Genomic DNA, 19,161 nt, shown 5'->3' on the forward strand with positions numbered 1-19,161 from the left:
CATTGCGCTCCAGACACTCGCTTTCCGCGGGGAGGAAGCTGAGCCTCCTCGGCTTTGCCTGTGGGGTCTCAGCCTTTCCTCTATCTCCCGCAGGAGTCGAGTGTCTTCCGCTCCATTCCACTATAAACTCTAAAAAAGTTCATAAGCCACAATCTTTGTGAAAATAGCCTATTTAAAAGATCTTCAAAAAAGATCCGGTTAATTAGAGTATTGTATATTTAATTTATGTTCTTTTTATCTTTGATACCAAAGGATCTGAACAAGTAACGTTATAGCAATTCATCCTTCTTAAAATAGTAAACTCTTTCTTTTTTGATACAAACTCTTCCAATCTAATAATCGAAGAAGTAACGTTTTATTCTCGTCATGCATATGTAGTAAAAATTTTCCATCTAAAGAAAATCCCTTTGTAATTTGTATAATTTCTTTGCAGTTACTTATTAAGGGTATATGTTTCGTTATTGTTTCAATCAAAACCTCTCCCCCTTTACTTATCTATAACTTATGTATTTTGGATAATAAATCTTCAAAAATGTCTTTCTGAGATGGAAACAGCCTATCAGGCAATGAATCTAATGAAAAAAATTCAATTTCCAAAGATTCATTATTTAAAGTAATGTCACCTTTAAAATCTTTACACTTAAAGAGAATGATTACATCATAAAATTTGTGCCCATTATCTAGAATCTGTTGCCTGCCATTACCTGAATAGACATTAAATAATTCCCGTTTCTTCGTAAATTTCCCTTCTTGCTGTTTCTTCAGCAGACTCACCTAATTCCATAAATCCACCAGGTAGCCCCCAATATCCGTTATCTGAACGTTTATGAAGTAATAATTGATTGTTATCGTCTAAAACTATCGCTCCTGCTGCAACTAAAATAACATAATTATTTCCGACCATCTTTCTTATATAGTTAATGTAATCCACCCCATTCTTCCTTCCCTTAGTTTATTATCTTTTATCTACTCTTTTATTCTCCGTACTCTTGAAAAGATATCTAATACCCTTACCAGCCATCACTTCATCTTTATATCTTGGAATTACATGTAGATGAGAATGAAAAATATGTTGTCCACCAATTTCTCCACAATTCCATCCGATGTTATAGCCCTGTGGTTGATGTTTTTCATCCAGGTATTTTTTTATTTCTATAAGAAGCGAGTAGGTTGCATCCCATTCTTCTCGACTCAAATCGAATGCAGTTTCTCTATGTTTTTTGGGAACAATAAGTCCAGCCCCCTCAAGTTGGCTCCCTTTTATCTCAGATTGCTCCAACTGTAAGAACATACAATGATCATTACTTACTATTACTTTTTGTTTAGCATCTAGATCTGGATGACAGAAAACACAGTCATTTTTTTGCATGATATAACAGCTCCTCTAAAACGAATCATTTTACTCAAAAAGAAAAAACACTCAATTTTTTCGAGTGCCCTTTTTATCTTTTCTTCTTTTTTGATCTATTATCAAACAAACCTATTGCAACCGCAACCCCAATAGCTACAGCAAACCATGAAGCGAAACTCATCACTTCCACCGCCTTTTTTGTACTTAATTATTATACGTATTTAAACGCAATAGGTTTCAGTTACTTTAAAAGGGTTTCGTTCCTTTTAAATGTAATCACTCCTTCCGTTCACCTTGTCCCTTAAATATTCCTCAAATGATATTCCCTCATGTTTTTGTAGAGGATTCGTATTTTTCCCTTCAGAAAAAGATTTGGACAGTTTGCCTGGTAAAGCTATGCTTAAAACTTTATTTGACTCATTATTGATGTTGATTTTCAGTTCAGCCATTTCTTTTAATGTTAAAATTTCTGGCCCTGCAAAGTCTACTATCCTTCCTTGTGGCTCTTTTTCCACTAAGCCTATAAGATGTTTTGCAAATTCATTTACATCAACACTTTGAAATTTAAAGTTCCCGGGGACAATATATCTACTAAAGAAAGGTTTTGATAGAAATATATTTTCAACAAAATGGTGGAACTGTGTGGAGCGTACAATTGTGTGTGGGATGGCGCTATTTCTCAACAACTCTTCTGCTTCTAGTTTTTTCTTATAATAGGTAAATGGTATATCATCGATTCCAACAATTGAAGGATAGATGATATTTTTTATGTGTTGCATTTTCCCTAGGAATTCTTTAAAACCTGAAACTTCAACGATTTTTGAATGTTTAACAGGACTTGTTGCTGCATGGATGATCACATCTACATCTTTTACGGCTTCCTCTAAACCTTCACCTGACAATAAATCACTATAAACCCATTCACCATTCCCCATTCCCTCAGGCTTTCTTCTAGAAGTAAGTTTGATTTTATAACCAGAACTTTCTAATTGATGAAGTAAGGCTGAACCTAGTTTTCCTGTTGAACCTGTAACAAGTATCCTCAACTACAACACTCCTATTCTAATAGGTTTCCTTTATATTGTTATAAATTACAGTTTGATAATCTTGATATCGATTCATTACTTTAAGGACATTTGCCAAAACTCCACATTATTTTAACATATATATCCAATTATATATATGTTTAATGGCACACAAAAAGACGTGTTGTTCTGGCAACGCGCCTAATCCTTTTAAATAGATGACTTCTTATAAAATTGAGCTCGACACAGCTACATGAATATAAGTATTTTTCTATATCTTCCTGATTAATCGAAACTGCCCGTTTCAAATCAAATCCCTCTACATTCATATGGTTAAGAATATCATCTTGAAGAATAGCCAAGTCTAACTTCGAAAATATATGATTCGCATTAAGTCTGTACTCTTCCATAACTGGCATAAATGATACTCTCAGCTCCATACGTTTCTTGTAGATACTCCAAGACTTTGTTCAAAACTTAATAATGTCCAACGATTGAGTGTGGGACATATGGTTCTTCTAAAAATGCCACATCTTCCACTGTTAACTTTACAGACAATGCACTTACAGCATCTTCAAGATGCGATATTTTTGTAGCTCCGATAATTGGAGATGTTACTGTTTCTTTCTGTAGTAACCAGGCAAGTGCAATATAGCTGCGGGGAACGCCATATTTTTCTGCGATGGCTGCAACTCGTTCAACTACAAGTCGATCTGCATCAGCGGTTACATCATATTTGAATTTTTGAATTTGATCTGTTTCGGACCGATGAGTTGTTTCCGACGAATCACGTGTTAATCTTCCTGATGCGAGCGGGCTATATGGTGTTATCCCAATTCCTTCTTCCTTACAGAGTGGCAGCATCTCACGCTCCTCTTCACGGTAAATGAGGTTTACATGATTTTGCATAGATACAAACTTAGTCCATCCATTTTTTTCTGCTACATGTAATGCTTTTTGGAATTGCCAAGCAAACATGGCCGAGGCACCGATGTATCTTGCTTTTCCAGCCTTCACAATATCATGTAATGCTTCCATTGTTTCTTCAATCGGTGTATGGTAATCCCATCGGTGGATGATATAAAGGTCCACATAATCAGTTTCCAACCTCTTAAGACTTTTATCAATTTCACTCATAATGGCTTTTCGGGAAAGTCCGGACCCGTTTGGACCCTTATGCATTTGCCCGTGAACTTTAGTTGCAATTACTACTTCATCACGATTTGCATATTCCTGAAGTGCACGTCCAAGGTATTCCTCACTTGTCCCAAGAGAGTACACATTTGCTGTATCGAAAAAGTTAATTCCCAATTCAAGTGCTTTTTTTATAACGGCGCGAGAGTTTTCTTCATTAAGGACCCATTGATGAATCCATTTACTGGCGTCCCCAAAACCCATACACCCAAGACATAACCGAGATACATCCAAGCCTGTGTTTCCAAGTTTTACGTATTCCATGTTCATCACCCTCACTTTTTTAAAATCTAGCCTTTAAAATTAATTGAGCATCAAGTCTTTCTTTATTATGCAACAATATAAAAAGAAAGCGGTATCGCAATCCTATCAAGTTTTTGCCTAATCCTATCAGGACTGTTTACATGATCGGCAAGTGTAGGCTAGAATGTGACTATTATATCTATAGGAGAATTCGACATGCCTGAAGAAATCTACATACAGCAGAACGAACTTGCCAAACTTATTGAACGTTTTACAGTACTGGATGGGGTTCAGTCTACTAATATCCCGTCTTTATTTTTCATACGTGAATCAAGTGTTTCCGAACCGATTGCAAGAGTGAATGAAACATCCTTTTGCATGATCGTCCAAGGTGAGAAAGAAGTATTGTTAGCGGATGAACACTTTAGGTATGGTTCTGATCACTACATCGTTGCATCTGTTGACCTGCCTGTTACCGGACAAGTTGTAAAAGCTTCGCCTGACATTCCCTATTTAGCTGTTAAACTTGAGTTTACACCTAGCCAAATCTTAGACGTTTTAAGTGACGCTGACATTCGGAGAGGAAAGGGAAAAAATGCCAAGCGAGCTATGTTTGTCAGTAAAACAGAGCCTTTTCTAATAGATGCTGTCATAAGGTTAGTACGATTGCTGGAAAATCCTAAACATATCCCTGCACTTGCTCCATTATTCACGAAGGAAATTCTTTATTGGATCATACAAGGTCCTCTTGGCGAGGCTATTGAACAAATGGCAATAGAGGGAAGCAAAGGCAATCGAATTAGAGATGTTATTGAATATATCATCCATCACTATGAAAATTCGTTTAAAATCCATGAGCTCGCGGAGATTGCGAATATGAGTGTTGCCTCACTTCATCGGAACTTTAAAGAGGTTACGGCTATGAGCCCCATTCAGTTCCAAAAACAACTGAGACTCCAAGAAGCAAGACGCATGTTGCTAGCAGATTCGACAGATATCACTGATGTTGCTTTTCGAGTTGGATACGAAAGTCAATCACAATTCAGCCGGGAATATGCCCGTATGTTTGGCCTTCCACCACGAGATGATATTAAACGTGTGAAGAAAAATTCAATGGACGGGTAAATGTAAAGATTGGGCAACCATGAGAAAGCATTAAATCCCATAAATCTACACACATTTGATTTTCTTCTATCCTAGAGAAACTTTTCATTGATTGGAAACATTTGTTTTTGCTTGAGGATATAATAGTGGAGCTTCAGGCGTGAACCTGTTAGAATTCACGTCTGAAGCAATATGATTAACCTTTTTATTCATCATGAGCGAGTAATTGATCTATTTCCATTGCAGCTTTCTTTAGACCCTCTTCAACACCGACTTGTTCATAGAATATTTTCCTCAAATAGTTTGTATAGATATCATTAATCTGTTCCCATTCGGGGACTTGTGGCCTTAAATGAGCTTGATCTATGCTCTCAATATAGCTTTTATAATAAGGATACTTATCAAGATTTCCTAAAAGTGAAACATGGCGGTTTGTCGGCAATAAGCCTGCTTGTAATAATAGCTTTTGAGGAGTTTCTGTTGTCATCCATTTCATAAAGGTCCATGCAGCTTCACGGTGCTTCGTACCCTTTGTCATCACAATATTTTCCCCACCTAAAATCGAAGAACATTCTCCATTATCGGGAAAAGGAGCTGAAATTGTTTGTTTATTAATCAAGGCCAGCTCATCATCGGGTTGAACACTATAAAACCAAGGGCCTTCATCTATCATAAAATAATTGCCGTTTCGAATATTTTGCCATGTCTCAGGATAACCACTCACAATCTGCTTTGGAAGATTAGAATTTTGATATAATTCAACAAGCTTTTTAACAGCCTTAATACTATCCTCGCTATCTAAATAACCAGTTGCTTTTGTATAGTTTGGATCTGTTAATTCACCGCCAAGTCCATAAAAATAAGGCAAACTTCCCCATGTATGAACATTTAGCATGCCGATCTTTAAGTTATTCTCTTCAACAATCTGAATGAATTCTTCCATTTTTCCAGGTGGAGTTTTCAAGCCAATATCCCTTAATACTTGTCGATTATAAATAGCAACCTTTGTATTTGTATTTAATGGCAAACCGTAATAACTTCCTTCAAATACATTTGATTTTAACGGTGCATCATAAAAACGATTCTTTAATTCATCAAAATCATCAAATCTACTAACAGGATATAAAAGTTTCAGGTCAGCAAATTTAGGCATCCATGTAATATCCATTCTTATAATATCCGGGGTGCTATTAACTGATGCTCTGCTAATAAGAGATGACATTAATTGTTTATTATGTGCTTGACGAACAGACTTTACATCGATTTCTGGATGTTCTAGTTCAAATAATGGAATCACTTTATTTTCAAATATCTTTGTTTCCTGTTCACTATACGTATGCCAAATTTCAATTTTTTCATTCACTTGATCTTCTTCTATTATGGCAGGGCTGCGTTCATCAATAATGGTTTGATTTGTGCAACCAATCATAACGCTCAATAAGGCAAACCATAAAATTATTTGGATTTGACGCATTTTGCATTCCCTTCCTCTTTCTTACTTTTGATGCTGCATTCTAAAATCTCCTGGAGATGAGCCTGTTACTTTTTTAAACAGCTTGCTAAAGTATTTCACATCATTAAAACCAGCATTCCCTGCTACTTCATAAACTTTTAGAGAAGTATGAACCAATAGTTCTCTAGCTTTTTTTATTCGAAGGTCAATTACATAATCAATAAAGTTTTGCCCTAGAAATCGTTTGAACAAGATACTGAAATAATTTCTGCTTATATGAATATGATCGGCAACATGTTGAAGCGTCAATTCCTGTGTATAATGTTTATGAATAAAATCAAGGGCTTTATCTATTAACTCATTATCTGTATTTGATTTCATTTTTTGGTTTGTAATATATTGGTCACATGCTTCGAATCCCTTTAAGAGATATTCATTCAGATCATTCAGTGACTCGGATCTTTCAATTTCTGAGCATCGATCAATTAAAAATGAGTACTCTATCCGCTCCATAAATAGTGTTGTTAAAATGTCACATGCCTCTTTCTTAATGTCAGTAGGTGTCATTTGTTCACTTTGCCATTGTTTGAGCCTCTCATTCAGGAAGATAGGAACGTTCTCTACATCAATATTAGTAAGAAGTTCTTTCAATTCCTGCCTGCTTAAAGGATGAACGAATTCTTCCAAAGGATGTTTATAAACAAAAATATTGGTATGCTGATTAAAAAAATGCCTTTGACTTGCTAAAACGCTTCGTTCATATCCAGTAACTAGGTCTTTACAGTCTGTTACAACTTCATATCCAAAAGAAAAACTGACCATTGTTTCTTTTTCAACTTTCTCTTTTAACCTATGAATATCCGTAAGCGGATTACATGTATTTTTAATAAAGAATAAAAGTTCACTTTCTCCTATCTGAATACTAATTCCCTCTTCTTTATCCTTATAAAAGCGTTCCTGGATTTCTTCGAAAATAAGACTTTTAAATAAAAATCCATATTCTTCTTCTATCTTGTCAATTTGCTTCATTTTTAAACAAACGACAATAAAAGGAGTTTGAAACATATCAACTAGATGACCAATATCGATTTCTCTATGTTTTTGAAGCAAAACCCGCTTTACTTCTTTCTCAACTTTTTTTCTTTCCTGAAAATGATTTGTCCGTTCTACAGAATCTAACTTTTTCTTAATCCTTTGTTCTTCAACAATTTTTTTTACACATTTTTGAATGGTTTCGCAAAACGATTCAGGTTCCAGAGTCGGTTTTAATATATAATCCATTGCACCATAAGTCAGCCCTTCCCGTGCATAATCAAATTCATTATAGCTACTTACTAATACGACCTTTAACATGGGATTTATCTTTAGAGCTTTTTTCATTAATGTTAGACCATCCATTACCGGCATTTTAATATCCGTAATAAGGATATCAACTTGACCCGCAGCCTCTATTGCTTCTAACGCTTGCTTACCATTTGAAAAATCACCAATTAAAAAAAGGTTTTCTTGTTCCCAGTTAATGGAGGATTTTAATCCAAATCTAATAATCGGTTCGTCATCAACAATCATAACTTTATACATGATCTCCACCTCTAGTTTTCGACTTCAATATAAGTCTCACAATTGTGCCCTCTTGACTACTTTCAAGTTCCACTTTTGAGTCTTTATGAAAATAGAGTTTCACAGAGTCATAGACATGCCTTAACCCGATTCCAACAAATGAATTTGTATGATTCGGTGCTTGTTGAAGCTTTTTTAGGACATCTTTTTCAAATCCTAATCCATTGTCTCGAATTTCTATTTCTACTCCGTCTGTGATGTTTCGTCCAATAATAGAGATGGTCCCTTCTTTATTTGTAGGTACAATACCATGAAAAATAGCGTTTTCGACAATAGGCTGTATAATCATTCGTGGAATAAGAAAATCTTCTACTCCTCTTTCAAACTGGGTTTTCAAAATGAAATTTTGTTCGTACCGAATTTGGAGAATGACCAAGAATTTCTTTACAATTTCAAGCTCTTCTTTAACCGTTACGAACGTTCCTGTTTTCCCCATATTTGCTTCCAACAGACTGGATAATGCTGATAAAGCAGAATTTGTTCGCTCTGTTTGGTTGAATTTAACTAACCATCGGATCGTGCTTAATGTATTGAATAGAAAATGAGGGTTAATTCGATGTTTAATTGCCCGTAACTCAGCTTCTTGTTTTTGAAACTGTTCTTCCTTTACCTGTTTTAACAGTTTTTCCACCTGGTTGATCATCCGATTAAACTGGATGCTCATCATCCCAATTTCATCGATTGATTTAACATTTGTTCGTACATTAAAGTTTCCTTTTCCGACTAGCTTCATTTGATTCGTTAAGACGTTAACTGGTTCTGTAACTCGTTTAGCTATTAATATTCCAATAAAGATTGACACAATTCCGAATAGGATTGAAGCTAAGATAGTGATCCTTTGAATAGTCGTCAATTCACCTGTAATTTCGCGGATTGGTACCACACCTACAATGGACCAGCCATTTGCCATTTTCTGTTTTACTCCATAATAAGAAATATCTTCTTTAAATTGAAATTCTAGTTCATCACTTAAGATAAGCTTACGTAACGCTTTGTTTTGAACAGGTTTATTGATATTTCGCAAATTACTATCAATCATAATCATGCCTGTATCATCGACTACAAAAAAACGTCCTGTTTTTCCTAACTTTAATTGGTCGATTTTATCTAGGATGGCATTTCCATCTAAGCAAACTTGAATATATGCAATATTTTCAAGATTATTGAAGTCTTTCATTACTCTGCTGATCGATAATACAAGCTCCGTGTTTTCTCCTGCTCCGGTAAATTTATCATATTGAAGACCTTGCCACACCAATTCTCCGTCTTTTTGAACAGATTCTTTTACCCAGCTAAGCTCTTGCAAGTTGACTTGTGATAATTTATATGGAGAAAATGTCCCGCTCCCCCAGCTAACTCCCTCATCCTTTAAGACATAAATACTCCTTACAAATGAACTAGAATAAATATTGGAATTTAAAAAAGAGGTTATATACTCATGATTGGCTTCAAATTCAGATATTGGGAGATTTTCATTGGAATTTTGCTTAACAATTTCCTGGATTCGTTCATTACTATAAATAAGATTAGACATATCGCTGCCTGTAGAAAAAATATAGTTTAGGGAATCTGCAGCTTGCCTAGCAATTTGCAAAGAGGATTCCCTAACATTTTCTTTTACAATATTGGATGCAGCATAATAAAAGAAGAAACTAGTAGAAACAGTTGGGATTAAACAAACAATTAGAATAACAACAATGACCTTTGTTGCAAAACGTTTTTTTAGGATTTTATAAAACATCGCTTATTCCCTCATTAATATTTGCTCTGTACGAACATTTATTTGTCTTAATTTTACGATTATTTAGACTTAATAACAATCTTCGTCCAACAGTTTACCTGATGAATGTAAAATGATTCTCTGATTAAGGGAAATGAAAAGTAGAGCAATGAAACAAAATCAGTTTCACTGCTCTACTAAGCTAGAACTTTATTTGGATTTTCTTCTCTTCATTTGTTGGTATATTTAAAAATACGTTATTTTGTCCATCATAGAAATATACTTCCACTTTCTCTCTTACTTCCTCAAAACTGTTTACTTTTTTATATGTTTTATTTTCTGTTTGTATTTTTCTAGGCATCTTTTGTATTGGAAGCTTTACTAGATGAGAAAAATGTTTTGCCTCATTTTGATTATCCTGTTTACGAGTTAATTCAATTTTATTCTTATTTTTTTCTATGTTAAAATAATGATTGTGATAAGTTGATTTCAGAGCGATATGATCGATTGTCAGCTTACCGCCAGACTGTGAGCTGGCGATATTGCCAATTTTCAAGACATCCCCTTCAGATACTTCTATATTAGGGATGATCACTTTTTTCATATCTTCAGACACTGGAACTTCTATTTTTTTCATCTTTCCATTTTTTTCAATATAAAGAAATGCTTCATTAAATTGACCGCTTCGTTTCATGTTAGCTGTTAATTCATACGTACCAGCCGGTGGTACAACATACTGCCAAAGATCGGATTCAAATGCTTTTTCATTTATACTCGAAATTTGGACAAGTCCATCTTCAATTGACTGATTAACCATATTACTGCGGCTCCAGTGGGCAAAGCCTGCTTTAAAATCTCCATTTAATAGAATCGATTGTTTTTCTTGATCTTTTGCTTCACCTAATGTAATAGAATCCAGATTAAAGTTACCAGCAGCATTCTGAATCTGTACTAGATTGGTTCCTTCTTGAAGGACTATTTCTGTTCTTGCTTCCTTCCATTTTCCGTTGGTTGGATTCAATTTCACTTGTTTTGAATTCGCATTTTCACCAGTTCTTACTTCCCTCACACTTATCGTAGCTTCACTTGCATTACTGGCAGAGTAGTTTATGTTTAAGTTATACACGCCTGATTTTGGTGCACTAATCGCATATGTTACACTCTCTTCTAATTTATTTAAGTCTTTTAAATAACCAAACCCAGTGTGCCCAATTTGCTCATTAGCAAAATCTATTCCTTTACTATACGAAGCAGCTTCGGCTTCGTATACGTTCTCAGTTGTTGTCGGGATTACTTTTAATACAACACTATCATGTGGTTCAAGTGTAACGGATTGTGTTGTTTGTATACCTAAATCCTTATGAGCCCAGACATCACGAACATGCCCTTTTTCAATTCCTAGCTCTTCTTTAAAATTAAAATTAAACGACTTGCTCTCATCATGTCGATTAAACAATCCAACTATCCAAGAACCGTCTGGGAGCTGACCTACCCAACGTTGGCTGTCACGGCTAGAATTAGACTCACCATAGTGTTTAGCGCTTTTATAGATTGGTTTTCCAACGAGACCCATCTTATTAAGTTCAATGAGCTCAGGATTTTGATAGTATTTATAGTTAGCACCTATCGTATCATATTGATCTGAAATAGCGATCGGTGAGCCGGCAAGTGTATACAATGACATTGTTGTTTTCTTTTCATGATCTGCATATGGTCCAGTGAATGTATTCAAACGAAGGAAGTCTCCATCCAATATCATGCTCGAACGGCCGCCGATATCAGAGAAGCCTGTAAAGCCTTGGAAGGAATTCGCCCATTGTGACCAACCTGGTCTCCACTCTTGACGTCTGCCGCTAATATGATCCCATCCACCTGTAAACGTATCTTCATTAATACGAATCATGTCTCCATATTTTCTTTCAAGTTCACCGTGATTTTTTAGATGTGGCATGACAAGACTTAGGAGAACATTGTTTTCTTTCGATGCTTCTGACATCCACTTTAATGATTTTTCATACAGCTTTCTGTCATGAGCTTGCCCGACTGTTCCTATACTAGCATCTGTTCCTGTTTCATACCATGAGAGGAAATCAACCCTCAGAAAATCAGCGCCTTGTTCAGCAAAAAAGTCAATGTATCCCTTAATATATTTTTCTGCATCAGGATGATTCACATCCACCCAATAAAGTGAACGCTCATTCCCCTGACCACCGTTGAATCGATCACCATCTGTCGGGTCATCCGGATCACCTTGATCAATCAAATCAACGACATATGTCGGTCCATTGGGATGATTTTCAGTGCCTTTGACAATATATTTATCAGGATTCTTTACAACCTCAGGGCTAATCCATAACGGATTGTAGTAAATGCCAAAGTCCATTCCTTTTTCCTTTAAGTAGTCTCCCCAGAACTTCCAGGTATGACCATCCGGATATTTTTCAGATGGATATTGGAACGGCTCATTTTCCTCGTTGTCCTCTTCCGGCTTTTCACCTGTCTTATATAGCTCAACATTATCTAGTTGGAAAGAACTGTGATCTCCTTTTGCATCAATATTGAATTCAACAGTTAACTGTCCATTCGTCACCTCTGCTTTCAATTCGAAAAGCCCGTAACGTGCTTTCCCATATTCATCTGTCAGCCCGTCATTTAATTCAACAACTTGTTCAGGAGCTGGTTCGTTTTCTTCTGTAGTATTGTAGTTTTTCAGCTTCATAGTTGCAGTACTTGTTCCATCAACAAAGTTTTGAACATCGTTAGGAAACTTCACTCGCGCTGTTAAAGTATAATTTCCATTTTCAAGCCCTTCTACAGTTTGAGAAACCTTAGCAGTATGTGGTTCAGGTCCATAAACCCATAATTTAGAGCCTTCATATGCATCATTTGCATCAACTCCGTACATTGCCTCTGTTTCGACTTTCCACCCTACGTCAACACCCTCTTCAAAGTCACCATTTAGAAGGATTCCAAGCTCGACTTCTTCCTCCGTCCCATCCATATTCAATGGATTGGTCATCCATTTATCATTATGACTTACAACATAGCCATTTTTATTAAGCAAAGTGGCACCTTCAATCCAACCATCAGTTGAAACCATGTCATAGCCGTAAGGTAGGAAGTTTTTGGCCATCCAATCAATATTTTCCTTCAACCGCTTCTCAGGCATATATGTATTTTTCGTCCACTGATGTTCATATGTCATAAAATACATCGGTCCTGCCCCTTGCCTTGTATACGGGCTGTCTTGTGCAGAAGCATTTCCTGTTAGTGCTGTTGTTAGTGCCAATGTAGAAAGAACAGAAAAAGCACTGATCTTATGAAATAACCCTTTCTTTTTTTCTATTCTGTGTCTTGCTTCTTTTATGTTTACTCAATGAAATAACCTCCCCATTCTTATGAATAGCTGATGATTTCATTATCCGAGAAAGCGCTATCATTTTAAATCGCTTATATTACAAAATTAGTGTCTTATATACTGTTTCTTCTTTGCCAAATAAAAAAAGGTGTCATATCTTCCTGTTTAAATATTTTCAATGGAAGATATGACACCTTTAGTCCATTTTTTGGAGAATTTCCTCAAAAGCATTATTCGTACTCCACTACAACCATGTCCCAGTATTTTAGACTCGGCAGAGTAAATGTTACTTTCTCATTTTCCTGTTTAAAGGTAAGCAAGTTAGGTATACCGGTCTCAATATCCGGAGAAGCAAGCCAGACTTTTTTAATAGCCTTAGTCTCTTCAACCTCAACGGTTAAATGTTTACGATCACGCGGCTCTGCTTGACTTCCGTTTGTATCACGCCACTCTAGTGTTGTAGCATCTACAAAGTTAATAAAGTGTATAACTTTTTTATCTGCTTTTTGTTTTGCAAAGCTCCATACTTTTCCTTGTTCCGGTTGAGAAGAGAAAAGAACCCAATCAGGCGAATGAGCCACAAGTGAAGACTCCTGCATGTTATCTCGAAGCAAGTTTTCATAAGCTACTAAAAAATCATAATAGGTAATAAGGCTACTTTGCAAAGATTGATCCATTTTCAAGTTATTATGAGGGAAATATTCTTTTGAAAGCATGTGCTCCCCTAATTCTAAATGAGCACCCCCCGATGCAAAGATGACACTGTTAGCTAATAGAATGCCCGGTGTATTAAATTCTCCATTTTGATTGGAAGATTCATAGTTCATATATGCTGCTAACACTGTATTTTTAGTTCCCTTAGAATCGGAATTATTCTCATCAATAATTTGTTTTAAATCACCATAATATTTAAATTGATCCCATACCTCTGTATATAAAAAGTCAATGGGCGAGCTTGCAATTTGTTTTTGACCGTACTGGTTTACCGCATTCATAACAATACGTTTATCCTGTGCTTCATTTTTTATACGTTGTAAAAACGGAAGAAAGGTTTCATCGATTGCAACCTGATTTCCATCAAAATCATAGACCTCACCTCTAGGGCCAAGCTGATCAATATGCCATCCATCGAATGGAAGAGCTTCATATACACGCTTTTGTTGGTCAATGAGATAGTTCTGCCAATCAGAATTTCCTGGGTTTACTAGAAATACGTCACTTTTCCATTCATCTGGTAGTGGGTGATAATCATGTTCACTTTTTTGTTGATCCTTAAATAAACGCCATTCTGTATTCACACCATCCTTTTCTGCTTCAGAAAAAGCACCATACAAGAGATTATATGCCATCGTTGTCATGTTGCGATCATGAGCAAGCTGAATATAATTTTTGATCGTTTCGAGATAGATTGGACGATTAGCAATATCCTCCCAATTTGCCGCTGCGCCATTCTTTTCTACTTTAAGTGGTTGATGATGCTTAAAATGCCAATCATAAAATTGTAAACCATTGATGTGATAGCGGTTCAGTTGGGAAATGACAATATCCATTTTCTCCATAGATTGGTCTTGAAAGTTTGATAAAAACCCGTAGCGAGGAAATTTGGACCAATCACTTGAAACATCAACTGCAATCGTATGATCCTCTTGTATTGAACCAGATGTATACTGAACATGGACGAAATACCCTTTAAAATCCTCTTTTGGCGGCTGCCAATCCCAGTGTACTTCTTTACTATTTTCCCCTATTTTTACTTCTTGTTTCGAAATAACGTTATCTAAATGGTAATAAGTAATGGTTAGCATTCCTTCTGTTAGTCCATTCTTCAATTGAGCAGTAAATTTCACCGTATCATCATAATGATAGGCTGCTTTATCAGTTGAAATCATTTTAATGTTGTTTGAATGATTTGGTATGATTTCAGATGAATTCTCTTTGTGGTCTTGATTAGGAGATGAATTGGGGTCTGTCGTCAAACCTATTATTATTAATAATATAAAAATAATAGATAAGAAAATGAATAGATACATTTTTTTTGATAACATAAAATCTAACTCCTCATTTATATACAACTTTCTTATTATTAAAAGGGAACTAACAATCAAATTAGTCCCTTTTTTGGATGCTATTTGTTAATGTTTTGTTGCTAAGAGGCCATATATTTATTCCTTCCAACTATAATCGGCATCAATTATTTTTTCAATCGGATGTCCGCTCTCTGACAACTCTTCAATCACACACCCTAAGTATAAATCCGCTTGCCAAAGTCCATTTTCCGGTATATCAACTGTAATTGTATATGTTCCAGGTCCATAAACATTCGTGGTCGTATCGTATATTTTTTGACCCTCATAAGGTTTACCATCTTCTTGAGGTACTGTTCCCTCAGGGTATACATAGCTCGAAAAGCTGATGACAACAGGTTCCATACCTTCTGGAATGGTAAATGTCGCAGTTCCATTTTCAACACTGGAATGAAAAAGCTGATCTAGTGGTCGCTGAAGATCTGTATAATCTGTCTTATCTTTCACAGTTATGGATTCACTCCATAATTCTCCTTTTCCAGGATGTCCTGGACGTTGATAGGCTTTAAACATATAATTTCCTGGTTTAGTCGGATCTAACGCATAACTTAATTCTTTTGTTTCCCCAGGGCTTAAAGGGGCAACACTCCCAGAATAGACCAATTCACCATTTTTAGGGTTTCCTTTTGCAGACCAGTAAACCTCATATTTTACTTCACCTTGCATGGTTCTTGAATCTTGTCCATTTTTTATGGTAGCAGAAATACAGGAACAATTTTCATTTTGATTAATAAATGATAGTGAACTTCTATCCCATTCAGCCTTACCATTTGTTTCTGATAATTTTTGTTCGTTCTGGATACTGACATTCTCGACCTGCTCAGGTTTTATTTGTTTAGCCAATGCCTGATTAATAGGTTGAATAAATAATATGGTCAGTAATGCTGTTGCAATAAATCCTGAAGTGAATTTATTTCTCTTTTTCAATCTGCTTCCCCCTTTTCGATAGTTTTAATGAAAAGATAAAATAGACCATTAATGCTGGCAAGAAGGAACGATTCCTTTGTCCCTTCTTGCCCCTTTTATGTCTTGATTAACGAATTTGTATTTTCTTCTTCTCATCAGCAGGGATGCTTACATAAAGAACTTTCGCATTTTCATCATAGAAGAATGTGTTTGGTTTCCCTTGAGTTTCTTTAATTGAACGAACTTGTTTGTATTTATTATTACCTGCTTGGATTTTCGAAGGTTTTTCTGCATTGTTTAATTTCAATGTGTATTGCTGTACTTTTGAGTCTGAGTATTTTTTAACCTTTTGTTTTTGTTCAAATGTAATATGGTTTGGTTTTTGTTCTACCTTGAACTCAGTAATGTTATATTCACCATTTTTGTAGTCTTCTGTTACACCATCATCTTCATAGAATGAATATGTTGCCTCTTCTTCTAAATATGTGTCAAGCACAAGATTTTCAAGTGGCTTTTCATCTGTATATTGCTGTACTTCACGAGTTGGGATGATTGACTCATTTTTCACAAAGATTGGCATATGATCAAGTGGTGCATCAACTGTAATTGTTTGTCCGCCTTCATATTCTTTTCCAGTCCAATAGTCTGTCCACTTTACGTCTTTTGGTAAATAAACTTCACGAGACGTTTGACCTTGTTTCACAACTGGTGCTAGCATCATCGAATCACCGAACATGTATTGATCACTGATATCATATGTTTTCTCATCATGTTGGAATTGGTAGACAAGCGGTTGTTGAACCGGTTTACCTGTATCTGCTGCTTCTTTAAATTCATTGTATAAGTATGGTAATAATTGATAACGCATTTCAATGTATTTTTTACTTATTGCTTCTACTTCCGGACCAAATGCCCATGGTTCTTGACCTTGTTTAATCTCTGCTTTATCATCACTATCATAGTGAATACGAGAGAACGGTAAGAATGCTCCTACCTCAATCCAGCGAGCAAATAATTCTGCATCTGGACGAGCCGCAAAACCACCAATATCATTTCCTACAAATGCTACCCCTGACATTCCAACGTTCATATTCATTGGGAGTGACATTTCCAAGTGTTCCCAATTACTAACATTATCACCTGTCCATAATGCAGCATAGCGTTGTGTACCTGCATACATATCACGAGTTAAAACAAATGGACGAGTGCCTGGTTTATGCATTTTAAACGCATCATAAGTAGCTTCTGCTTCATCATGGCCGTATAAGTTATGGTACTCAGTATGAAGAATTTTGTTGTCTTCATATCCAAAATACGTATCTAGCGGCAATGTATGTGCATGTCTGTCATCATCAATGAAAACAGCTGGTTCATTCATATCATTCCAAATCCCATCAATTCCTGCATTTAATAGCACATCATGATGTTGTGCCCACCAATCACGTACCTCTTGTTTAGAGAAATCAGGGAAAGCAGAATCTCCAGGCCAAACTGGTCCAATGTAATTTGAGCCATCTGGATTTTTCGCCCAAAAATCTTTATTCGTTCCTTCTTGATAAATGCCGTAATTCTCATCTTGCTTAACAGCAGGATCATTAATCGCAATTGCATGGAATCCTTCCATCTCTTTTAATTTCGTTAATGCATCCTTATATTGTTGGTTCCATGTAAACACTCGATAACCATCCATATAATCAATATCAAAATGCATTGTATCTAATGGGATATTCTTTTCGCGATAAGTTTTTGCAACATTCAGAATTTCATCTGCAGTATAACCCCACTTACTTTGGTGCAATCCTAATGACCACTTTGCAGGAACATCCATTTTACCTGTTAATTCCGTGTAACGATCAATTACATCGCCAATTTCCGGACCATATGCAAAATAGTATGTTAATTTTCCGCCGTTTGCATAGAAATAGTAATAGTCATCAGACTCACTTGCCATCTCGTAATATGAACGATGTGTATTATCAAAGAAAATTCCATATGCTTTTTTATCTTTTAATCCGATAAAAAATGGAATAGATGTATACACATACTTAGTATCTTTCGTGTATGCATAAGCATCCGTGTTCCATAAACCTATGCTATCCCCACGTTTATTGACTTCTAATCCAGTTTGCTCACCAAAACCATAAAAATCTTCGTCTTCACTCGTTTTCTTAAACACATAAGGTTTGCCATTTTCATAACCTGAAGTTGCACCTTGGTTTAAGTAATCTTCGTTAATGACATTTCCTTCTTTATCAAGAAATTTCACTCCGAATTGCTTTAAGTTAATTTTAACCGTAATTTCATCTGTTTGGATTGTGTATTCATCTGCGCTACCGTTTGCACTAAATGGCACACGTTTCCATTCACTTTCTTTTTTCTCAATTCCTCTTGATTCGAATTCCTCTTCTCCTTTTTCTACAACAGAAACTTTCACAAGGTCTTTGTCAAATATACGAATATATCCTTCGTATGAACCAAGATCAAATTTAACTCCATTTGAAAGTTCTGTTACTCCTTGAACCGTTAACCTCTGAAGGTTTTCCTTCTGTAGAGGAGTATCTGCCTCAGGTTGTGTAACGGCTAGTGCGCTTGGTACGCCCGCTGAAAAACTTACTGTTGCTGCTAGTGAGAGTCCAGCTAATACTCTCAATGATTTTTTCGAAAATACCATGTCTTCACCTCGTATAAAATAGTTTGTAAGATTACGGGAAAATCTTATCGAATCCTGAATTATTCTGTCAACTGACTGTTTAATGAAATAAGAGAGTAGGGACATTTTCCCACCACCATTGGTAGGAAAGGTGTGAAAACGCACACTTTTTTCTTGAAAACGTTTGTGAAAAAAATTTCAAAATGGAGCATAGTATCTAGTATTTAATAATTGTAATCAAAACTGATCAGAAAGAACCAATTTTCTTAATATTCCAAAATTAATATGTTTTTACAATTATTTTATTCCTAAGAAATCTCTGAGAACTGTTTATATGAGGGTTATCCTATTTTAGGATTCTTTTAGAAGTATCCATTCATCAACATTGAAACGAATGGATTTTTGTTTCTGAATGTTATTATTTGAAAAATCAGAAATCTTGTTAATTGGTTA

At 35.6% G+C, this 19,161-nt stretch carries 13 protein-coding genes; 1 reads left to right on the top strand and 12 read right to left on the bottom strand.

The genetic code is table 11. The annotated features are described in order from the left end of the window. Nucleotides 1–288: 288 nt before the first annotated feature. The 5 genes from AC0L8O_RS19390 to AC0L8O_RS19410 form a co-directional block, all read right to left on the bottom strand. The gene (locus AC0L8O_RS19390; protein ID WP_473444660.1) at nt 289–474 is read right to left on the bottom strand and encodes a hypothetical protein; all 186 of its coding nucleotides are present in this window, start codon (nt 472–474) and stop codon (nt 289–291) included. Nucleotides 475–715: 241 nt separating this feature from the next. Then, the gene (locus tag AC0L8O_RS19395) at nt 716–931 is read right to left on the bottom strand and encodes an NUDIX domain-containing protein (RefSeq protein ID WP_473444662.1); all 216 of its coding nucleotides are present in this window, start codon (nt 929–931) and stop codon (nt 716–718) included. 24 nt (nt 932–955) lie between these two features. Beyond that, the gene (locus tag AC0L8O_RS19400; RefSeq protein WP_473444664.1) at nt 956–1,369 is read right to left on the bottom strand and encodes an HIT family protein; all 414 of its coding nucleotides are present in this window, start codon (nt 1,367–1,369) and stop codon (nt 956–958) included. 248 nt (nt 1,370–1,617) lie between these two features. Continuing rightward, nucleotides 1,618–2,397, bottom strand: a complete 780-nt coding sequence (locus AC0L8O_RS19405) for an SDR family oxidoreductase (RefSeq protein WP_473444666.1) — start codon at nt 2,395–2,397, stop codon at nt 1,618–1,620. Between the two features lie 456 nt (nt 2,398–2,853). Further along, nucleotides 2,854–3,834: an aldo/keto reductase gene (locus AC0L8O_RS19410; RefSeq protein WP_473444668.1), complete on the bottom strand. Its 981-nt coding sequence runs from the start codon at nt 3,832–3,834 to the stop codon at nt 2,854–2,856. 195 nt (nt 3,835–4,029) lie between these two features. Between AC0L8O_RS19410 and AC0L8O_RS19415 the strand changes: the two genes are divergently transcribed. Beyond that, the gene (locus tag AC0L8O_RS19415; RefSeq protein WP_473444670.1) at nt 4,030–4,938 is read left to right on the top strand and encodes an AraC family transcriptional regulator N-terminal domain-containing protein; all 909 of its coding nucleotides are present in this window, start codon (nt 4,030–4,032) and stop codon (nt 4,936–4,938) included. A gap of 184 nt (nt 4,939–5,122) precedes the next feature. On the opposite strand, the gene AC0L8O_RS19420 is transcribed toward AC0L8O_RS19415, so the two are convergent. From AC0L8O_RS19420 to AC0L8O_RS19450, 7 genes are all read right to left on the bottom strand, one after another. Beyond that, complete coding sequence (locus tag AC0L8O_RS19420) at nt 5,123–6,391, bottom strand: extracellular solute-binding protein (protein WP_473444672.1); 1,269 nt, start codon at nt 6,389–6,391, stop codon at nt 5,123–5,125. 21 nt (nt 6,392–6,412) lie between these two features. Continuing rightward, nucleotides 6,413–7,951, bottom strand: a complete 1,539-nt coding sequence (locus tag AC0L8O_RS19425) for a response regulator transcription factor (protein WP_473444674.1) — start codon at nt 7,949–7,951, stop codon at nt 6,413–6,415. Further along, entirely contained in the window at nt 7,944–9,731 is a 1,788-nt protein-coding gene (locus AC0L8O_RS19430) for a cache domain-containing sensor histidine kinase (RefSeq protein WP_473444676.1), read from the bottom strand. The genes AC0L8O_RS19425 and AC0L8O_RS19430 overlap by 8 nt, the downstream gene beginning before the upstream one ends. 181 nt (nt 9,732–9,912) lie before the next feature. Continuing rightward, on the bottom strand, nt 9,913–12,924 hold the full coding sequence (locus AC0L8O_RS19435; protein ID WP_473444678.1) for a CBM35 domain-containing protein: 3,012 nt from the start codon (nt 12,922–12,924) through the stop codon (nt 9,913–9,915). Nucleotides 12,925–13,298: 374 nt separating this feature from the next. Next, a complete protein-coding gene (locus tag AC0L8O_RS19440) occupies nt 13,299–15,113 on the bottom strand; it encodes a glycoside hydrolase family 66 protein (protein WP_473444680.1) in 1,815 nt (604 codons plus the stop codon). A 117-nt stretch (nt 15,114–15,230) separates the two neighbouring features. Further along, nucleotides 15,231–16,079 (bottom strand): amyloid fiber anchoring/assembly protein TapA, encoded by an 849-nt coding sequence (gene tapA, locus AC0L8O_RS19445; protein WP_473444682.1) that lies wholly within the window; start codon nt 16,077–16,079, stop codon nt 15,231–15,233. A 106-nt stretch (nt 16,080–16,185) separates the two neighbouring features. Then, entirely contained in the window at nt 16,186–18,729 is a 2,544-nt protein-coding gene (locus AC0L8O_RS19450; protein WP_473444684.1) for a glycoside hydrolase family 31 protein, read from the bottom strand. Nucleotides 18,730–19,161: the final 432 nt, after the last annotated feature.

Source organism: Metabacillus sp. KJ11-3, assembly GCF_055808295.1.

Excerpts from the sequence above, each read along its gene's own strand:
- AC0L8O_RS19415 (WP_473444670.1), top strand. The coding sequence starts at position 4,030 with ATGCCTGAAGAAATCTACATACAGCAGAACGAACTTGCCAAACTTATT.
- AC0L8O_RS19425 (WP_473444674.1), bottom strand. The coding sequence starts at position 7,951 with ATGTATAAAGTTATGATTGTTGATGACGAACCGATTATTAGATTTGGA.
- AC0L8O_RS19420 (WP_473444672.1), bottom strand. The coding sequence starts at position 6,391 with ATGCGTCAAATCCAAATAATTTTATGGTTTGCCTTATTGAGCGTTATG.
- AC0L8O_RS19435 (WP_473444678.1), bottom strand. The coding sequence starts at position 12,924 with ATGTATTTTATGACATATGAACATCAGTGGACGAAAAATACATATATG.
- AC0L8O_RS19450 (WP_473444684.1), bottom strand. The coding sequence starts at position 18,729 with ATGGTATTTTCGAAAAAATCATTGAGAGTATTAGCTGGACTCTCACTA.
- AC0L8O_RS19440 (WP_473444680.1), bottom strand. The coding sequence starts at position 15,113 with ATGTTATCAAAAAAAATGTATCTATTCATTTTCTTATCTATTATTTTT.
- AC0L8O_RS19430 (WP_473444676.1), bottom strand. The coding sequence starts at position 9,731 with ATGTTTTATAAAATCCTAAAAAAACGTTTTGCAACAAAGGTCATTGTT.
- AC0L8O_RS19400 (WP_473444664.1), bottom strand. The coding sequence starts at position 1,369 with ATGCAAAAAAATGACTGTGTTTTCTGTCATCCAGATCTAGATGCTAAA.
- AC0L8O_RS19410 (WP_473444668.1), bottom strand. The coding sequence starts at position 3,834 with ATGGAATACGTAAAACTTGGAAACACAGGCTTGGATGTATCTCGGTTA.